The sequence below is a fragment of the Bacillus sp. FSL M7-1020 genome, from assembly GCF_038050415.1.
GTDB classification, from domain to species: domain Bacteria; phylum Bacillota; class Bacilli; order Bacillales; family Bacillaceae_G; genus Bacillus_A; species Bacillus_A toyonensis.
Genome location: NZ_JBBOTW010000001.1, coordinates 4,145,157 through 4,164,079, shown reverse-complemented (window position 1 = coordinate 4,164,079; position 18,923 = coordinate 4,145,157). Strand labels below are relative to the sequence as shown.

Here is an 18,923-nt window from a genome sequence, read left to right as displayed (position 1 = left end):
TGTTGAATAGTTTTTTACCCTTAAGTAAAAAGTAACCTTGGGGGTGAGTGCAATGAGTAAAAAAGTGAAAAAAGACCATTCAAGATCAATCCTAGGTTCTCCAGAAGTGGAAGGGCAAGGGACAACAACACATGAAACTGGTTCTCATAAAGTATCTTCATCAAATAAGAAGCAGAAACGAAGCTAATATAAAAAAGGGAGAGTCTTGGCGGCTCTCCTTTTTTATAGGGGAATTACTAAAAATGAGTTAATTTAGCGATATAGTTAGGAGAGGAAAATAGTAAATGCAATTACATTGAATCGAGAACACATGAAACAAAAAACAGGAGTTTGTAAGCCCCTGTTTTTGTCGATACTATTTCAATAAGCGAAACGCTTTCTCTGTATTAGCAAAATGCAGTTTTACAAACTCAGGTAATCTTTCTTTACCTACTTTTTGAATTAATTTAGCAGCGGCAATATCAACTTGTTTACCAGCACCTTTTGGAAGTAGCATACCAGCTTTTTTACTTAGTTCATCAAATTGTTTTACGAATGAGTAACGAGCTAAAATGGAAGCGGCGGCAACAGCTAAATGAACACTTTCACCTTTCGTAGCGAAGTAAACATTTTCACGCTGTACCTGTTTTTGTTTTGCTAAATACTTATAGTATGTATCAGGTTGCGTAAATTGGTCGATTAAGATGCCTTCTGGTGTTGTAGGAGCAATTTTCGCTAATAAGTTTGTAATGGCTTTATTGTGTAGTAAAGCTTTTAGCTTACCTTGATTATTTCCTTTATCAAATAGCTCGTTATATTTTTCATTATGAAGAACGAGAGAGCTGTAAGGAACAACGTGAAGTAGTTGTTTTGCAATAGCGGTAATTTGAGCATCGTTTAAGTTTTTGGAGTCTTTTACACCAAGTTCTTTTAAAAGTGGAATTTGTTTTGCGTCCACATATACAGCAACTACTGTCATCGGTCCGAAGTAATCACCAGTACCTACTTCATCTGATCCTGCTATAGACATTGTACCGATGGAAGCAGGCGGTGCAAAACGATGAGAATCGACCGATTTTTTTACAGTTGTTTTCGGTGTTTGAGAGACAGTTTGCCAACGAGAAGCTTCTGCTTCAGCACGTCCACCTTGGAACATTACTTTTCCAGATTTATATGCTGTAATCGTGCAAGATGGCACCTTTGCCATAAAGATACCGCCTTGCGGAATTTTTGAGCTAAGTGCTTGTTTATATTGTTGTTTCATGTCTTCAATTACTGTAGAACTTGTTTGTATTACGATAGAATTTGACAAAATGGTCGCTCCTTTTTTATATTGTTATTTTTATCATATCGGATTGTTCTTTCTGTTTCCATATTATGATGGTTCATGGTATGATAAACTTTAGGATTCTGTACGTGATTGGAGGCCGGTGAGTTGTCACAACAAAAGGGAAATAAAAGTCGAATTAATGTAGAAATATATGGCCAACAGTATTCAGTTGTTGGCGATGAAAGTACAAGTCATATCCGCATGGTAGCAGCGATTGTGGATGATAAAATGCGCGAACTCAATGCCAAGAATCCTTCGCTTGATACGAGTAGACTAGCGGTATTGACGGCGGTAAACGTCATACACGATTACATAAAATTAAAAGAAGAACATGAGAAGTTGAAAGAAAGTATGACAAAAAAAGGAATGGAATAAACATGATTGATATTATTATCATTTTACTGCTTGTTATGGGATTTTTCCTCGGATTACGCAGAGGTTTTATCTTACAACTTGTAAAGTTAACAAGCTTTATTATCGCATACCTTGTTGCATACTGGTACTGTAAAGATTTAGCGCCAGCACTTGCGAAATTTATTCCGTATCCATTTGATAAAAATGTATCTGTTCCAGAATGGATTGATGCAAATAATATTGAGACAGTATTTTATCAAGCAATTGCGTTTATCGTATTATTTATTATTACAAAAATCGCACTTTCATTACTTGGTAATTTGTTAAATATGTTTGCAGAAATACCGGTGTTAAAGCAAGTAAATGCGTTTGCGGGGGCAATCCTCGGATTTTTAGAAGTATATATTATTTTGTTTGTTTTAATTATTGTTGGAAATATTCTTCCGATTGAACAAATACAAACACCATTACAAAAATCATCAATTAGCAAAATAATTGTAGACGATACACCGATTCTCTCTGAAAAGGTGAAGGAGCTATGGCAGACAGGTAGCAGAGTATAACTTCTCTTTTTTCGGAAAGAGAAGTTTTTTTCTATGAAAGAAAGGCGGGGCAATGATGAAAGTAAATAAAAAACAAGTTATTAAATTACTAGAGACAATCGGGCTTTTTATGGAATTAAAGGGTGCGAATCCATTTAAAATATCTGCATTTCGTAAAGCAGCAGCAGCACTAGAAAGTGATGATCGTAGTCTTTCTGAAATTGAAGATTTCACAAAGATTCCAGGTATCGGAAAAGGAACGGCAGCAGTTATTCAAGAATATATAGAATCGGGAACATCTGAAGTATTACAAGAACTTGAAAAAGAAGTGCCAAGCAGTTTGTTACCTTTATTAAAACTTCCGGGCCTTGGTGGTAAAAAGGTAGCTAAGTTATACAAAGAACTTGGTGTTGTGGATATGGAATCGTTAAAAGCTGTTTGTGAGGAAAATAAAGTACAAGCTTTAGCAGGTTTCGGTAAGAAAACAGAAGAGAAGATATTAGAAGCAATTGATCAAGTAGGATCTCGTCCAGAACGTTTACCGATTGCGATGATATTACCTATTGCCGGGGAAATAGAGGAGAAGTTGTCGAATATTACCGAAGTAATTCGTTTTTCTCGCGCTGGTAGCTTACGCCGTGTTCGTGAGACAGTGAAGGATTTAGATTTCATTATTGCAACGACAGAACCAGCAGCAGTACGTGAACATTTATTGCAATTCGATAATATGATTGAAGTAATTGCAAGTGGAGATACGAAAGTTTCTGTTCGTCTTCAATACGAATATGATATTTCAATCGATTTCCGTTTAGTAAAACCAGAAGAGTTTATTACAACGCTTCATCATTTCACAGGATCAAAAGACCATAACGTAAAAATGCGCCAAATTGCAAAAGATAAAGGCGAAAAAATTAGTGAGTACGGTGTAGAGAAATTGGAAACAGGTGAAGTAAAAACATTCGAGACTGAGGAAGAATTTTTTGCTCATTTCGGTCTTCCATTTATCCCACCAGAAGTGCGTGAAGATGGAAAAGAAATTGAATTAATTAAAGAGTATCCAAACTTAATTCAGTTTTCTGATATACAAGGTGATTTACATATGCATACAACGTGGAGTGACGGTGCTTTTTCTATTGAAGAAATGGTACAGGCATGTCGTGCCCGTGGATATAAGTTTATGGCGATTACTGATCACTCACAATACTTGAAAGTAGCGAACGGTTTAACGAAAGAGCGTCTTCGTGAACAAGCGAAAGAAATTGAACGCATGAATGAAAAGTATTCAGACATTACAATTTTACGCGGAATTGAAATGGACATTTTACCGGATGCATCACTTGATTTTGATGATGAAGTATTAGCAGAATTAGATTATGTTATTGGAGCTATCCACTCTAGCTTCTCACAAGACCGTGAAACGATTATGAAGCGTCTTCGCGCTGCACTTGAGAATAAACATGTTACAATGATTGCTCACCCGACAGGACGCCTTCTTGGACGTCGCGAGGGTTACGATGTAGACACAGATTTATTAATTGAACTCGCAAAAGAAACAAATACAGTTTTAGAATTAAATGCAAATCCAAACCGTCTAGATTTAAGCGCGAAATTATTAAAACAAGCACAAGATGCTGGTGTAAAAGTAGCGATTAATACGGATGCTCATACACTTGAAATGTTAGAAGACATGGAAACAGGTGTAGCAGCAGCACGTAAAGGTTGGATTCAAAAAGATAACGTGATTAACACGTGGGATATTGAACGTTTATTAGACTATATTAAACGTAATAAGTAACACAAGGGGGACCTGCAACATGTTAGAAAGAACGTTGCGTGTATTAGAATACAATAAAGTAAAAGAACAATTACTTGAACATACAGCCTCTTCACTTGGTCGTGACAAAGTGAAGAATTTAGTACCGAGCACTGATTTTGAAGAAATTGTAGAACTACAAGATACGACGGATGAAGCGGCGAAAGTCATTCGTTTAAAAGGGAGTGCGCCATTAGGTGGTATTACTGATGTTCGCTCAAATGTGAAGCGTGCAAAAATCGGAAGTATGTTAAGCCCAAATGAACTACTTGATATTGCAAATACGATGTATGGTAGTCGCAATATGAAACGTTTTATCGAAGATATGGTTGATAATGGTGTCGAGCTTCCGATTTTAGAAACTCACGTCGCTCAAATTGTATCTTTATATGACTTAGAAAAGAAAATTACAAATTGTATCGGTGATGGCGGTGAAGTAGTCGATAGCGCAAGTGATAAACTACGTGGTATTCGTAACCAAATTCGTACTGCGGAAAGCCGTATTCGTGAAAAGTTAGAGAATATGACGCGTTCTTCAAACGCACAAAAGATGTTATCTGATGCGATTGTAACGATCCGTAACGAACGTTACGTAATCCCGGTAAAACAAGAATACCGCGGTGTATATGGTGGTATTGTTCACGATCAATCTGCTTCTGGACAAACGTTATTTATTGAACCACAAGTAATTGTAGAATTAAATAACGCACTTCAAGAAGCACGTGTGAAAGAAAAACAAGAAATCGAACGCATCTTATTAATGTTAACAGAAGAAGTGGCAGTAGAAGCTGATATTGTTTTGTCTAACGTAGAAGTAGTTGCAAATCTTGACTTCATTTTTGCAAAAGCTTTTTATGCGAAGCGAATTAAAGCAACGAAGCCAATCGTAAATAACGAGCGCTACATGGATTTAAGACAAGCGCGTCATCCGCTTATTGATCCGGAAATTATTGTGCCAAATAACATTATGCTCGGTAAAGATTTCACAACAATTGTAATTACAGGACCGAATACAGGTGGTAAAACAGTTACGCTGAAAACGGTTGGTATTTGTGTATTAATGGCGCAATCTGGTCTTCATATTCCAGTAATGGATGAGTCAGAGATTTGTGTATTTAAAAATATTTTCGCTGATATCGGTGATGAGCAATCGATTGAACAAAGTTTAAGTACGTTCTCCTCACATATGGTGAACATTGTAGATATTTTAGAAAAAGCTGATTTTGAAAGCTTAGTTTTATTCGATGAATTAGGTGCTGGAACAGACCCGCAAGAAGGGGCTGCACTAGCAATTTCAATTTTAGATGAAGTATGTAATCGTGGTGCTCGCGTTGTTGCAACGACGCATTACCCGGAATTAAAAGCATACGGATATAACCGTGAGCAAGTTATTAATGCGAGTGTTGAGTTCGATGTGAACACATTAAGCCCAACGTATAAATTATTAATCGGTGTACCAGGACGTAGTAACGCCTTTGAAATTTCGAAGCGCCTTGGATTATCTGATCGCGTTATTGATCAAGCGCGTAACCATATTAGTACGGATACAAATAAAATTGAAAATATGATTGCGAAGTTAGAAGAAAGTCAAAAGAACGCAGAGCGTGACTGGAACGAAGCAGAAGCGCTTCGTAAGCAATCTGAAAAACTTCATCGTGAATTACAGCGTCAAATTATTGAATTTAACGAAGAGCGTGATGAAAAATTATTAAAAGCGCAAAAAGAAGGGGAAGAAAAAGTCGAAGCTGCGAAGAAAGAAGCAGAGGGCATTATTCACGAACTTCGTCAATTGCGCAAAGCGCAGCTTGTAAACGTGAAAGATCACGAGCTTATTGAAGCGAAGAGCCGCCTAGAAGGTGCAGCGCCAGAGCTTGTGAAGAAACAAAAAGTGAATGTGAAAAACACAGCGCCAAAACAACAATTACGTGCAGGCGATGAAGTAAAAGTATTAACGTTCGGTCAAAAAGGTCAATTACTTGAAAAAGTAAGTGATACAGAGTGGAGCGTACAAATTGGTATTCTGAAGATGAAAGTGAAAGAATCCAATATGGAATACATTAATACACCGAAGCAAACAGAGAAAAAAGCAGTTGCAAGTGTGAAGGGTAGAGATTATCACGTGTCGTTAGAGCTTGACCTTCGCGGTGAGCGTTACGAAGATGCAATGATGCGCGTTGAAAAATATTTAGACGATGCACAGCTTGCAAGCTATCCTCGTGTGTCAATCATTCACGGTAAAGGAACAGGAGCGCTTCGCCAAGGTGTACAAGATTACTTGAAAAAACATCGCGGCGTGAAAAACTACCGTTACGGTGACATGGGCGAGGGAGGCCTAGGTGTAACAGTTGTCGAATTAAAATAGCAAACAACGAAACAAAGGGGAAACCATTATATGTTTATGGACAAACTTGCAAAAGCATTGTTAGCTTGTTGTGGAATATTTTTGGTGATTGGGGTTATTTATTTAGTTGTTTTTGCGAAGTGAAGGAGCGTCAATCGTGGCATAATGATATTGCCATAGATTGACGCTTTTAATATACGAAAAGGAACAAAATATGAAAATCAACCAATACATAAGCGAAGCAAAATCCTGCTCAAGACGCGAAACAGATCGTCTTATTAAAGCTGGACGCGTGGCTATTAACGGCGAAATTTGTACGCACGGTGCTCTCGTGAGCGATGATGATGTTGTAACGATTGATGGGCAGGTTATTGCAAAAGAAGAGAAAGAAAAGGTGTATATCGCTTTTCATAAACCAGTTGGAATTACTTGTACAGCAGCCGATCATATTGAAGATAATATTATTGATTATATCAATTACCCAGAGCGAATCTTTCCCGTTGGACGATTAGATAAAGCATCGGAAGGACTTATTTTATTAACGAATGATGGCGCGATTGCGAATCAAATTTTACACGGAGATCACGAGCATGAGAAAGAATATGTTGTGACGGTAGATAAACCTTTTACAGATTGGTTTATTGATGAGATGTCCAGCGGTGTAAAGATTAAAGATGGAATGACGAAGCCATGCAAAGTGACGAGAGTCGGCCAATCTACATTTCGCATCGTTTTAACACAAGGAATGAACAGGCAAATTCGTAGAATGAGCCGTGCTTTCGGGTTTACTGTAACAAAGCTAAAGCGAGTGCGCATTATGAATATAGAATTACATGAGCTTGAAGTGGGAAAGTGGCGGAGCGTTACAGCTGAAGAGTTAGAAATTTTAATAGGGCAGTTATAGGGAGGAAAAATTTTCTCCCTATATTTTTTTGTCAGAAAAAATAAAACTATTGATTTTTTAAAAAATAGCCCATATAATAAAAAACAACAAGTTTCGACAAGATATTTTATAAAAGTAATGATGAGGACATGAGTTGTTTTCTACGATTCTCAGAGAGGGAAGCCTTAGGCTGTGAGCTTCCTAATACGAAAAGACAATCTTACCACCTCTAAACTTCAAGAGTGAACTGCATGCATGATGCATTGTAATTCTTGGCGGATAAAACCGTTATCAATTTACACGAGCTATAAAATGAGCTTATTTCGTTATAAATTTATTTTATTAGAATAAGGGTGGAACCACGATTTCAACACTCGTCCCTTTGTTAGGGACGGGTGTTTTTTGCGTTCTTTTACGGGGAAGTATGCTTGAAAGAGGAGATTTGACGGATTTTAATTCAGAATATTTTGTTAATTAATTATTTAGGAGGTTAGTAGAAATGAAATCATCTTTAAAATTTTCTGAGATGTTTGCAATAAGTTTAATGTTATTTGCACTATTTTTCGGTGCAGGTAATATGATTTTTCCACCAGCGTTAGGACAAGGTGCTGGAACAGATGTATGGATCGCGTTATTTGGTTTTATCGTAACAGGTGTTGGATTGCCTTTATTAGGGGTAATCGTTATAGCTCTAAAGGGAGATATTAATGAGCTAGCAGGACGTGTGCATCCTATCTTCGCACTTGTTTTTATCACTGTAATTTATTTATGCTTAGGCGTATTCGTAAGCGTTCCGCGTACAGGGACAGTTGCTTATGAAATGAGTGTTGCACCATTTTTACCAAGTGAGATAGCTAGCCAATCCTATCCACTTGTTATCTTTACATTTATTTTCTTTGCGGTAACTTTCTATTTAGCTTTAAATCCTTCAAAATTAGTGGGACGCATCGGTAAAGTGTTAACTCCAATTTTATTAGCTGTTATTGCAATTATTGTAGGTAAAGCACTTATTACACCAATTGGAGAATTTGGTTCACCGACAGAAGCGTATAGTGCTCCTCTTTTCAAAGGTTTTATTGACGGATATTTAACTTTAGATGGACTGGCAGCACTTGTTTTCGGAAATGTTGTCATTAATGCTTTAAAAGCAAAAGGTGTTACAAATAAGAATAGCATTGCGAAAGTAACAATCTTTGCAGGATTTATTGCAGCACTTGGTTTACTACTTGTGTATTTAGCGCTTGCGTATCTTGGAGCTTCTAGTGTATCGCTTGGAATGGGCGCAAACGGAGGCATTATTTTAACAAACGTTGTAAATCATTTATTTGGTAGTTACGGAACATTATTACTAGGTATCGCAATTACAGCAGCATGTTTAACAACTTCTGTAGGTATTGTTGCAGCTTGTGGAGAATATTTCTCTTCCTTATTACCAAAGCTTTCATATCAAAAAGTCGTTTTCATTTTCTGTGTACTAGCATTTATGGTAGCCAATCTTGGTTTAACGCAGTTAAACGCATTAGCATTACCAATCTTAATCGCCATTTATCCAATTGGAATCGTTCTTATCGTATTATCACTTGTTGAAAACTACGTTCGTCTTCCATTAGCGATGTATGTGGGTGGTATTGTAGGAGCGTTCGCAATTAGTTTCTTTGATGGATTACACAATGCAAACCTTCAAATTGCAGCATTAGCACCTATTTTAGATAAAATTCCATTATATAGTGTAGGAATTGGTTGGTTAGTTCCAGGCATAATCGGTATAGGATTTGGTTATATAGTTTCTAAGTTTCAAAAGCAGGAAATTGCTGTAGAAAAATAGAGAAAAGAGGCTTTCTATAATAGAAAGTCTCTTTTTTTTGTAGAAAAAGCCACATATAGAGAAATTCAGATATTAAAAATTTTATACGTAATATAGTTGACAAAAAATTTATGAGTAGGCTAAGATTGACTTAGTTGTGGAAATATTGGAAGGGAAGTGAAGGAAAGGGGTTTCTATAACTATAGTGTTGTTATGGGAAGAGGTGAAAGAAGAGGAAAAGGGATAGTTTATTTTTTTTGATTTATATTGAGAATGATAATCAATGAATAAGTTTTATAATTTTTTCTCAGTTTCTATGCCTTCGTATAAGGAATAGGGTGAGATATTATTTTTAATATTCAATGAGAATGATAATCAATAATACTTATGTTACATAAAAGAATGCTAATTAAATATAGGTGGAAAAGGTTATTTTTTTCTTATAAATTGAGAATAATTATCATTTTTAAAAAGTGAAATGCAAGATAAACAAGGAGGAAACAAGAAAAATGAAAAAGTTTTCTGTATTACCCGCTTTTATTATGACATTTGTATGTATGCTAGCTTTTCTTGTAGTGCCGTTCGGACAAGCTTCAGCAAAATTAGCTGACGGTACGTATGATATTAACTACGTAATACAAAAAGCGGAAAACGAGTCAGCTTCAATGGCAAATGATTATTTTGAAAAGCCAGCTAAGTTAGTTGTAAAAAATGGTGAGATGAAAGTTCAAGTTCCAATGAACCATAGTGCTTGGATTACAGAATTTAAAGCACCGGAGAATGGAAATTTTGTTGATGCAAAAGTAGTGAGTAAGGACGAAGGGGCTGATAAAAGAACGGTTGAATTTAAAGTTGATGATCTATCAAAGCCGTTGGGAGTAAAAATTCATGTTGTTGTACCAAGTGCAAACTATGACCACCACTATACAATTCGTTTTGCGTTTGATGCAAATGTAAAAGCTGTAGGTGGCGATAACGGTGTAGTTGCTGCAACAAAAAATAATGACCAAGCGAAAACAGATACACAAGTAAAAGAAGAAAAAACGAAAGTAGAGAATAAAGAAGCGAATAAAGAAACAAATGAGAGTGGAAAAGCTGAAAAAACAGATAATCCAAAAACGGGAGACGAAGCACGTATCGGATTCTTTGCAGCGTTACTTCTTGTTTCAGGTGTTTTCTTAATTCGTAAAGCGAAGCTAAACAAATAAATATTTCGAAGGGTGATGAATATATGTTTAAACAATTTAAAATGATTATTGCCGTATTTGCTGTTTTATTTACGTTTATCGCAACACTAGGTTCACAAGATGCAAAGGCTGCTACAAAACTAGCTGATGGGAAATATAATATTGCTTTTACTGTATGGAAAGGCGATAAAGATGAATCATCTAGAATGAATAGTTATTTTGAAAGCCCAGCAACATTAACAGTTAAAAATGGAAAACAATATGTTTCATTTAAAGTGAAAGATAGTTCTTCTATTAAAAGTTTCCAAGTAGAAAAAGATGGTCAATTTATAGAAACAACCGTGTTAAGTGAAAACAAAACAGATAATACTAGAGTTGTAGAATTTGAAGTTGCTGACTTGTCAAAAAAACTAAACGGCAAGGTGAAAATTAATATCCCAATTATTAATTACAATGCTTCATATGATATTCGCTTTGTATTTGATGGGAACAGTGTTAAATAATTAATTTTTTATAAAGGAGCGTTATTTCATTGAACAAGTATCTTAAGATTGTTGTTGCAATGTGTCTAATGATATTTACATTTGTATCAACATTACAACCACTTGCAGTTCAAGCAGCTACCAAGTTAGCTGACGGTGAATATTCAATTGGCTTCAAAGTTTTAAAAGATACATCAGATGAAGAATCGATGATGAATCAATATTCAGTAAGCCCGGGAACTTTAAAAGTGAAGGATGGGAAAAAGAAAGTATCCTTTACATTAACGAATAGTTCATGGATTACGAAGTTTGAAACAGAAAAAGCAGGCCAACTTGTTGAGACAAATGTAATTAGTGAAGATAAAGAAAAAGATACAAGAGTAGTAGAATTTGATGTGGAAGATGTAGAGAAGGTATTAAATGCAAAAGTAAAAGTAGATATTGATTTTTTAAATTATCATCATGACTATGATGTACGCATTGTCTTTGATCAAAATAGTATTAAACCCGTTCATGTAGAAAAGCCAAATGAAAAAGAGGACCCAGCTAATAAGCCAGATCCAAATGAAAAACCTGATCCGAGTCAGAAGCCCGACCAAAAGCCTGACCCAGATCAACAACCAAATTCTAACACAATTACAGATGGTGAGTACAGCATTCCATTTAAAGTGTTCAAAGATCAAACAGATGAAGAATCCAAGATGAATAGTTACATGGTAAATCCAGGAGTATTAAAAGTAGAAAATGGTAAGAAAAAAGCCGTTATAACACTAAAAAGTAGCTCATTAATTAAAAATTTCCAAACGGAAAAAGATGGTGCATTTGTTGATGCAAAAGTAGTGAGTGAGGATAAGGAAAAAGATACAAGAGTAGTAGAGTTTGAAGTAAACGATTTATCTAAAAAACTAAATACAAAAGTATTTATCGAAATGGCATCAAGAAATTATAAGCAAACGCATGATGTACAACTTTTATTTGAACAAGATAAACTTGAAAAAATTAAAAATGAAGAGAAAAAACCAGAAGTAGAAAAACCAGAAGTAGAAAAACCAGACGATAATAAAAATCCAGATGCTGAAACAATTAAAGATGGTGAATACAGCATCAATTTTAAAACATTAAAAGATCAAACAGAAGAAATTTCAATGATGAACACATATACAAAAAGTCCAGGTGTGTTAAAAGTAAAAGATGGTAAGAAGTATGTATCCTTTACGTTAACGAATAGTGCTTGGATTACAAAGTTTGAATTTGAGAAAAATAGTTCGTTTGTTGATGCAAATGTAATAAGTGAAGATAAAAAAGCTGATACACGCGTAGTGGAAGTAGAAGTACCGGATTTATCGGAAAAGTTAAATGCAAAAGTAAAAGTAGATATCGATTCAATGAATTATCACCATTTTTACGATATTCAATTTGCATTTGATAAAGGTAGCATTAAGCCGTTAAATAACCAAGGCGGAAACGACAACCAAGGCGGAAACGACAACCAAGGCGGAAACGACAACCAAGCCGGAAACTACAACCAAGGCGGAAACGACAACCAAGGCGGAAACGACAACCAAGGCGGAAACGACAACCAAGGTGGAAACAATAACCAAGGCGGAAACAACAACCAAGATAATAACACAACAATTGATCCAAAAGCTCTTAAAGATGGTGAATACAGCATTGGCTTTAAAGTGTTAAAAAATCAAACAGATGAAATCTCAATGATGAACACATACACAAAAAGTCCAGGTGTATTAAAAGTAAAAGATGGTAAGAAATATGTATCGTTTACATTAACAAATAGTACATGGATTACGAAATTTGAATTTGAGAAGAATGGTTCTTTCGTTAATACAAAAGTGTTAAGTGAAAATAAAGAACAAAATACAAGAGTAGTAGAAGTAGAAGTAAACGATTTGTCTAAAAAATTAAATGCAAAAGTAAAAGTAGATATTGATTCAATGAATTATCACCATGTCTACGATGTTCAATTTGTATTTGATCAAGATAGTATTAAAGCTTTAGGGAATCAAGGTGGAAGCGACAAGCAAGGCGGAAACAACAAGCAAGGCGGAAACAATAACCAAGGTGGAAACGACAACCAAGGCGGAAATGATAACCAAGGTGGAAATAATAAACCGAAAGTAATAGTTGATCCGAAAAATTTAGTAGACGGTCAATATGATATTACATTTAAAGTATTAAAAGATAAAACAGATGAGATTTCAAAGATGCATGACTATGTTGTAAATCCAGCGAAATTAATCGTAAAAGATGGTAAAAAATACATTGAGATGACGCTGAAAAATAGCGTGTGGATTACGAAATTCCAAACGGAAAACAATGAGCTATTCGCTGATGCGAAAGTAATAAGCGAAGATAAAAATGCAAATACGCGAGTAGTACAGTTTGAAGTAGAAGATCTATTTAAAAAATTAAACGCAAAAGTAAAGGTAGACATCGATGAGATGAACTACCATCATTTCTACGATGTACAAATTCAATTTGATACAAATAATATCGGTGCGTTAGGAACTATTAAAGAGGATCCAAAAAATGAACCAAAAAATCCAGTGACTACACCGAAAGTAGATAATGTAAAAACAGTAGGTAATCCTGATTTTAATCGAAATGCAGATGATAAGAAGAAAAACAACGCTACAGATAATGATGCAAAAAAAGAGAAAAACTCAAAAACTGCAGATACAGCACAACTTGGTTTATACATGGTGTTACTGCTAGGTTCACTTGCTTTACTAGTTCGTAAATATAGAGCGGGTAGATTGTAATTTTTGGAGTCTTGATGCATGTTCGCGTGCATCAAGACTTGTTTCATATTGTATGGAAAGGAGTGGTGATTGAGAGTGAAGAAAATTGCAAGTGTACTAATGGCTATCATTTTGTTAATGAGTATAGCCGGGTGCTCATCACCCAAAAAAGAAACAGCAAAGCAGGTAAAGAGTGAGAGTAAAGAGCGCATTGTTGCAACAACAGTGGCTGTTACTGAAATTATGGATGCGTTAGAAGTAGATTTAGTCGGCGTTCCAACAAGTTCTAAAACTTTACCAAAGCGATATAAAGGTTTACCTGAAGTTGGGAATCCAATGAGTCCAGATATGGAAAAGGTAAAATCATTAAAGCCGTCAGAAGTATTATCTGTGACAACACTTGAATATGAATTAAAGCCAGTTTTTGATGGTGTGGGTATGAAAGCAAACTTTTTAGATTTAACAAGCTTGAAAAATATGCAAAATTCTATTAGCGATTTAGGTAAGAAATATGGACGTGAAAAGCAGGCTGAAGAAGTTGTAACTAAGTTAGATAAAAAGGTTGCTAGCATTCAAAAAGAAGTAAAAGGAAAGAAAGAACCGACAGTACTTATTTTGTTAGGTGTGCCAGGAAGTTATTTAGTAGCAACAGAGCATTCTTATATTGGAGATTTAGTGAAACAACTAGGTGGTAAAAACATTGTACAAGGTGAACGAGTAGAGTATTTAGCTTCTAATACAGAGTACTTAAAGAAAGCTGATCCAGATATTATTTTACGAGCAGCTCATGGTATGCCTGATGAAGTTGTAAAAATGTTCGATAAAGAATTTAAAACGAATGACATTTGGAAGCACTTCGCTGCAGTTAAAAATAACCGTGTTTACGATTTAGAAGAGCGTTTATTTGGAACGACAGGCAATTTAGCAGCAATTGAAGCGTTAGATGAATTGAAAAAAATGATGTATCCGTGATGTATTTTAATATAAAGGAAGAGTGGAATGAATAAAAAAACTTGGAGTTTCCTCATTGTTACTGCATTGCTTATTGTTATGACATCATTGTCAGCGATGAAAGGGAGTTTAGAAGTAGGTATTGTTGAGCTTGTACAAGGGATATTTACAGGGGGAAATGAAGATGTTGAAGTGATTAAAGATTTACGTTTCCCACGTATTATTATTGCACTATTTACTGGAGCAGCTCTGGCTGTTTCAGGTGTGCTTTTTCAAGCTGTTATGAAAAATCCACTTGCTGATGCTGGTGTAATCGGGATATCTTCTGGAGCAAGTTTTATGACACTCGTTATTATTACGTTGTTTCCACAATTCTTTTTCTGGACACCAGTATTCGCATTTTTAGGCGGTGCGCTTGCGTGTTATCTCGTTTACTCTTTTTCATGGAAGTCTGGATTAAGTCCACTCCGCATTATTTTAATTGGTATTGCTATTAATGCAATGTTTACTGGATTAAATGAATCATTCGTTACGATTTGTGGATATTTTATTAAGAGTATTAAGCAAACGACGACTTCTAACATAACAATGAAGACGTGGGGCGATGTAGAAATAATGGTGACTTATGGAACGATTGGTCTTATTCTTGCTCTGTTCGTAGGAGCTTGGTGTAACTTATTATCGCTACAAGATAAGACTGCGAAAAACTTAGGCTTGCACGTGACGAGAGTTCGTCTTATTATTTCTGCCATTGCAGTACTCTTAGCGGCAGTATCAACAGCGATTGCAGGTGTTATTGCTTTTGTAGGATTACTCGTTCCGCATATTTCAGGACAATTAGTCGGTTCAGACCATAAAGTATTAATTCCATTTTCTGCTCTTGCAGGGGCGTTATTAATTTTGACGGCAGATACAATTGGAAGGTTAATTGTGCCACCTAATGAAATTCCAGCAGCAACAATTATGGCAGTTATTGGTGGTCCATTCTTAATATTCTTGCTTAGAAAGAGTGATAAAGTTCATGGAAATTAAAAATGTAACCTTTTCATACGATAACGTAACAAATCGTTTAAAGTCTGTTAGTAGTGAAATAGAAATTGGGAAAATTACAACAATTATTGGCCCAAATGGATGTGGGAAATCAACATTACTTAGTGTTATGTCTAGAAATCACGCTCCTAGCAGTGGAGAAGTAATACTTGATGGGAAAGCGATTAGTGAATATAAACCGAAAGAGTTTGCTAGAAAGTTAGCTGTTGTCCATCAACAAAATGAGGCTCCAGCAGATATTACAGTGGAAAATCTAATAAGCTTTGGGCGTATGCCATATAAAAATATTTTCTCTCCGCAAACAGATGAAGATAGAGAAGCAATTGAGCGTGCACTAGTATGTACGAATTTACAAAGTAAGCGTGATAAGCCAATTTATGCTTTATCAGGCGGAGAGAGACAGCGAGTTTGGATTGCAATGACATTAGCTCAAAATACACCAATGCTTTTCTTAGATGAGCCGACAACATATTTAGATATTTATTATCAGATAGAAATATTAGAGTTAGTGAAAGAGTTAAATGAAGTGTATGGACTAACGATTGTAATGGTATTACATGATATTAATCAAGCCATTCGTTACAGTGATCATATTATCGTTATGAAAGATGGAGAGATTGTTACGAAAGGTAATCCTAATGATGTAATAACAGAAGAAATGGTTAAAGCAATATATGGTGTAGATGTCGTTGTAAAGCAGGATGAAGATACAGGACTATACATGGTACCAATGGGAATCTAAAGGCTGAGCATAATCCGTTTTGAGGTGATAATTTGAATAGTAAGAAAGAACGGAAAAAGAATTCATTTTTTCAACGCATACTTACCATTGTGTTTTTAGGAATCTTTTTCTATTCAATGTATGAATTGGGTGGGATTTTCATGGATTATTATGAAAATCGTAAAGTAATGGCTGAAGCGCAACATATTTATAAGAGAAGTCCAATGGAAGAAAAATCAGAGGATGGGGAAGTACGTAAGCAGTTTCAAGCTCTCCAAAAAATTAATCCGGAGATAGTTGGATGGATTACGATGGATGATACACAAATTAATTATCCAATCGTTCAAGCGAAGGATAATGATTACTATTTATTTCGTAATTACAAAGGTGAAGATATGAGAGCAGGAAGCATTTTTATGGACCATCGTAATGATGTGAAATCTCAAAATCGAAATACGATTTTATATGGCCATCGTATGAAAGACGGTTCTATGTTTGGTAGTTTAAAAAAAATGTTGGATGAAGAATTCTTCATGTCCCATCGTAAATTATATTACGATACATTATTTGAAGGATACGATGTTGAAGTTTTTTCAGTATATACGACAACAACGGACTTTTATTACATTGAAACGGATTTTGAAAATGATGCAGCATATACATCGTTCTTAAAGGAAATTCAAGAAAAATCACTGTACAAAACGGATACAGAATTGACGGCTAATGATGAAATTGTAACACTTTCTACATGTGACTATGCGCTTGATCCAGAGGCTGGAAGGCTAGTTGTACATGCAAAATTAGTGAAAAGAAATTAAAGAAAAAGTATAGAATATGAGAAGTGATAGCGCTCCTCATATTCTATACTTAAAAAATAACTGTTTTTACTGTGCTGCAGCCATTGGCATACGTACAACTTTTACATCATAGTAAGCAATTTTATTATCAAGAATATATTCTGGCATTCCGCCTTGATGTGAGTGAGCATCTTTAAATGCTGAGCTCTTTGTCCAACCTTGGAAATCTTCTTTTGCATTCCAGCGAGTGCTAATTGTTACTTCATCATAATCAACTGTATTTTGCGTTAAAAGAACTTCTAATCCTAAAAATCCTGGCATCGTTTCAACTTTACCTACTTTATTAAAACGCTCAATTAATTTATGTCCATTTCCCTTTGTAATTTTAGCTGTATTTGTAACAATAATCATGTGTATTCCTCCTATAAATCTAGCTATATTTTCAAGAACTCATATACATTAAATGATAATGAAAATCATTATCATTGTCAATGGCAATAATGAAATATATAAATTTTTTTTGAAAGTATGATGTTTATTTCATAAGTTAGTAAATATATTGCGATTAGGTGTAGGGCTGAGCGGGTTGTACTAGCAAAGCGATAATATGGTATAGTGAAACGAGGCTGTTTTTCGGCCTCGTTTTTTACATGCTTCCTACTAATAGAAAGCATTCAAATGGAAAGGAAGACATTACATGCGATCTGAAGTAACTATAAAAATAAAACCGAAATTTATAAAAGAAATTAAAAGTGGATATCCGCTTATTTTAAAAGATGCAATTCAAAATTTAAACGATATTCGTGAAGAAGGGACAATCATCAAAGTAGTAGATGAGAAGAACCAATTTATCGGAAAAGGCTATTATGGAAAACAAAATAAAGGATACGGCTGGATTTTAACGAGAAAAGAGAGTGAACAAATTAATCAATCTTTCTTTGAAAGTAAAATCAAATCTGCCTTACATAAACGAAAACAGTTTTACAAATCAAATGATACGACAGCATTCCGTGTCCTAAATGGTGAAGGTGATGGTCTTGGCGGCTTAATCATCGATTATTATGACGGTTATTACGTAGTGAGCTGGTATAGTGAAGGGATTTATACTTTTAGAGATGAAATCATAGCGGCACTTCAAAAAGTAGCAAACTTTAAAGGTATTTATGAGAAAAAGCGTTTTGATACGAAAGGGAAATACATTGAAGGCGATGATTTCGTAGCAGGAGAGCGCGGTGAGTTCCCACTTATCGTAAAAGAGAATGGGGTGAACTTTGCGGTTTATTTAAATGACGGAGCAATGGTTGGTGTATTTTTAGATCAGCGTAACGTTCGAAAACAAATTCGTGATACATATGCACAAGGAAGAACTGTGTTAAATATGTTCTCTTATACAGGTGCTTTCTCTGTATTTGCAGCACTTGGTGGAGCGACTAAAACAACGAGTGTGGACCTTGCAAATCGTAGTTTAAGTAAAACGATTGAACAATTTAGTGTCAACGAAATTGATTACGAAGCACAAGATATTATTGTAGAAGATGTATTCCTTTACTTTAAATATGCTGCGAAGAAAAAAATGAAGTTCGATATGGTTGTATTAGATCCTCCAAGCTTTGCACGTTCTAAAAAGTATACATTTAGCGCAGCGAAAGATTATAAAAACTTATTAAAAGAAACGATCGCGATTACAGAAAATAACGGTATTATCGTTGCTTCTACAAATTGTAGCGCATTTGATATGAAAAAGTTTAAAGGCTTTATCGATACTGCATTTAAAGAAATGAACGGTAAATACAAAATATTAGAAGAACATTCTTTACCAGAAGATTTTCGTACAATTGATCAATTTAAAGAGGGAGACTACTTAAAAGTAGTTTTCATCGAAAAAATTAAAGGCTAATAAAGAAAAAGGAGCTCGGGTTTACTTGAGCTC

The 18,923-nt window shown here is 35.1% G+C and carries 17 protein-coding genes and 1 other annotated feature; of the genes, 15 read left to right on the top strand and 2 right to left on the bottom strand.

The window, feature by feature from the left end:
- Nucleotides 1-52 precede the first annotated feature (52 nt).
- Nucleotides 53-187, top strand: coding sequence for a YuzL family protein (locus MHB70_RS21320; protein ID WP_000039591.1), 135 nt, complete (start codon nt 53-55; stop codon nt 185-187).
- 168 nt (nt 188-355) lie between these two features.
- Here the strand turns inward: MHB70_RS21320 and rnhC are convergent, their stop codons facing one another.
- Nucleotides 356-1,291, bottom strand: coding sequence for a ribonuclease HIII (gene rnhC, locus MHB70_RS21315; protein ID WP_000071617.1), 936 nt, complete (start codon nt 1,289-1,291; stop codon nt 356-358).
- Nucleotides 1,292-1,414: 123 nt separating this feature from the next.
- Here rnhC and zapA point away from each other — a divergent pair, with 123 nt between their 5' ends.
- From zapA to srtB, 13 genes are all read left to right on the top strand, one after another.
- On the top strand, nt 1,415-1,684 hold the full coding sequence (zapA, locus tag MHB70_RS21310) for a cell division protein ZapA (protein ID WP_000082703.1): 270 nt from the start codon (nt 1,415-1,417) through the stop codon (nt 1,682-1,684).
- A gap of 2 nt (nt 1,685-1,686) precedes the next feature.
- Nucleotides 1,687-2,226 (top strand): CvpA family protein, encoded by a 540-nt coding sequence (locus MHB70_RS21305; protein ID WP_000565405.1) that lies wholly within the window; start codon nt 1,687-1,689, stop codon nt 2,224-2,226.
- Between the two features lie 55 nt (nt 2,227-2,281).
- A complete protein-coding gene (gene polX, locus MHB70_RS21300; protein ID WP_000867522.1) occupies nt 2,282-4,000 on the top strand; it encodes a DNA polymerase/3'-5' exonuclease PolX in 1,719 nt (572 codons plus the stop codon).
- Nucleotides 4,001-4,019: 19 nt separating this feature from the next.
- Nucleotides 4,020-6,380, top strand: coding sequence for an endonuclease MutS2 (locus tag MHB70_RS21295; protein ID WP_000893740.1), 2,361 nt, complete (start codon nt 4,020-4,022; stop codon nt 6,378-6,380).
- Between the two features lie 193 nt (nt 6,381-6,573).
- Entirely contained in the window at nt 6,574-7,263 is a 690-nt protein-coding gene (locus tag MHB70_RS21290; RefSeq protein ID WP_000700727.1) for a 23S rRNA pseudouridine(2604) synthase RluF, read from the top strand.
- Between the two features lie 108 nt (nt 7,264-7,371).
- Nucleotides 7,372-7,627: a binding site (T-box leader), on the top strand.
- A gap of 114 nt (nt 7,628-7,741) precedes the next feature.
- Nucleotides 7,742-9,067 carry a branched-chain amino acid transport system II carrier protein BrnQ6 gene (gene brnQ6 / locus MHB70_RS21285; RefSeq protein WP_061529678.1) on the top strand — a complete coding sequence of 442 codons (1,326 nt, stop codon included), beginning with the start codon at nt 7,742-7,744 and terminating at the stop codon, nt 9,065-9,067.
- Between the two features lie 488 nt (nt 9,068-9,555).
- Nucleotides 9,556-10,254 (top strand): heme uptake protein IsdC, encoded by a 699-nt coding sequence (gene isdC / locus MHB70_RS21280; RefSeq protein ID WP_000714743.1) that lies wholly within the window; start codon nt 9,556-9,558, stop codon nt 10,252-10,254.
- 23 nt (nt 10,255-10,277) lie between these two features.
- Nucleotides 10,278-10,736: an NEAT domain-containing protein gene (locus tag MHB70_RS21275; protein ID WP_000476174.1), complete on the top strand. Its 459-nt coding sequence runs from the start codon at nt 10,278-10,280 to the stop codon at nt 10,734-10,736.
- A 29-nt stretch (nt 10,737-10,765) separates the two neighbouring features.
- The gene (locus MHB70_RS21270; protein WP_341343694.1) at nt 10,766-13,495 is read left to right on the top strand and encodes an NEAT domain-containing protein; all 2,730 of its coding nucleotides are present in this window, start codon (nt 10,766-10,768) and stop codon (nt 13,493-13,495) included.
- A gap of 69 nt (nt 13,496-13,564) precedes the next feature.
- A complete protein-coding gene (gene isdE / locus MHB70_RS21265; protein WP_002093211.1) occupies nt 13,565-14,446 on the top strand; it encodes a heme ABC transporter substrate-binding protein IsdE in 882 nt (293 codons plus the stop codon).
- 27 nt (nt 14,447-14,473) lie between these two features.
- On the top strand, nt 14,474-15,457 hold the full coding sequence (locus MHB70_RS21260) for a FecCD family ABC transporter permease (protein ID WP_061529676.1): 984 nt from the start codon (nt 14,474-14,476) through the stop codon (nt 15,455-15,457).
- Nucleotides 15,447-16,217: an ABC transporter ATP-binding protein gene (locus MHB70_RS21255; RefSeq protein ID WP_000403763.1), complete on the top strand. Its 771-nt coding sequence runs from the start codon at nt 15,447-15,449 to the stop codon at nt 16,215-16,217. The genes MHB70_RS21260 and MHB70_RS21255 overlap by 11 nt, the downstream gene beginning before the upstream one ends.
- A 32-nt stretch (nt 16,218-16,249) precedes the next feature.
- Nucleotides 16,250-17,014: a class B sortase gene (srtB, locus tag MHB70_RS21250; protein ID WP_002106599.1), complete on the top strand. Its 765-nt coding sequence runs from the start codon at nt 16,250-16,252 to the stop codon at nt 17,012-17,014.
- 66 nt (nt 17,015-17,080) lie between these two features.
- Here srtB and isdG read toward each other — a convergent pair whose 3' ends face one another.
- Nucleotides 17,081-17,404 (bottom strand): heme oxygenase, encoded by a 324-nt coding sequence (gene isdG, locus MHB70_RS21245; RefSeq protein WP_000587821.1) that lies wholly within the window; start codon nt 17,402-17,404, stop codon nt 17,081-17,083.
- Nucleotides 17,405-17,690: 286 nt separating this feature from the next.
- Between isdG and MHB70_RS21240 the strand changes: the two genes are divergently transcribed.
- A complete protein-coding gene (locus MHB70_RS21240; RefSeq protein ID WP_001255942.1) occupies nt 17,691-18,890 on the top strand; it encodes a class I SAM-dependent rRNA methyltransferase in 1,200 nt (399 codons plus the stop codon).
- The last annotated feature ends 33 nt before the right edge of the window (nt 18,891-18,923 follow it).

Excerpts from the sequence above, each read along its gene's own strand:
- isdC (WP_000714743.1), top strand. The coding sequence starts at position 9,556 with ATGAAAAAGTTTTCTGTATTACCCGCTTTTATTATGACATTTGTATGT.
- MHB70_RS21255 (WP_000403763.1), top strand. The coding sequence starts at position 15,447 with ATGGAAATTAAAAATGTAACCTTTTCATACGATAACGTAACAAATCGT.
- MHB70_RS21260 (WP_061529676.1), top strand. The coding sequence starts at position 14,474 with ATGAATAAAAAAACTTGGAGTTTCCTCATTGTTACTGCATTGCTTATT.
- MHB70_RS21320 (WP_000039591.1), top strand. The coding sequence starts at position 53 with ATGAGTAAAAAAGTGAAAAAAGACCATTCAAGATCAATCCTAGGTTCT.
- MHB70_RS21305 (WP_000565405.1), top strand. The coding sequence starts at position 1,687 with ATGATTGATATTATTATCATTTTACTGCTTGTTATGGGATTTTTCCTC.
- MHB70_RS21290 (WP_000700727.1), top strand. The coding sequence starts at position 6,574 with ATGAAAATCAACCAATACATAAGCGAAGCAAAATCCTGCTCAAGACGC.
- MHB70_RS21295 (WP_000893740.1), top strand. The coding sequence starts at position 4,020 with ATGTTAGAAAGAACGTTGCGTGTATTAGAATACAATAAAGTAAAAGAA.
- MHB70_RS21275 (WP_000476174.1), top strand. The coding sequence starts at position 10,278 with ATGTTTAAACAATTTAAAATGATTATTGCCGTATTTGCTGTTTTATTT.
- MHB70_RS21240 (WP_001255942.1), top strand. The coding sequence starts at position 17,691 with ATGCGATCTGAAGTAACTATAAAAATAAAACCGAAATTTATAAAAGAA.
- brnQ6 (WP_061529678.1), top strand. The coding sequence starts at position 7,742 with ATGAAATCATCTTTAAAATTTTCTGAGATGTTTGCAATAAGTTTAATG.
- isdG (WP_000587821.1), bottom strand. The coding sequence starts at position 17,404 with ATGATTATTGTTACAAATACAGCTAAAATTACAAAGGGAAATGGACAT.
- polX (WP_000867522.1), top strand. The coding sequence starts at position 2,282 with ATGAAAGTAAATAAAAAACAAGTTATTAAATTACTAGAGACAATCGGG.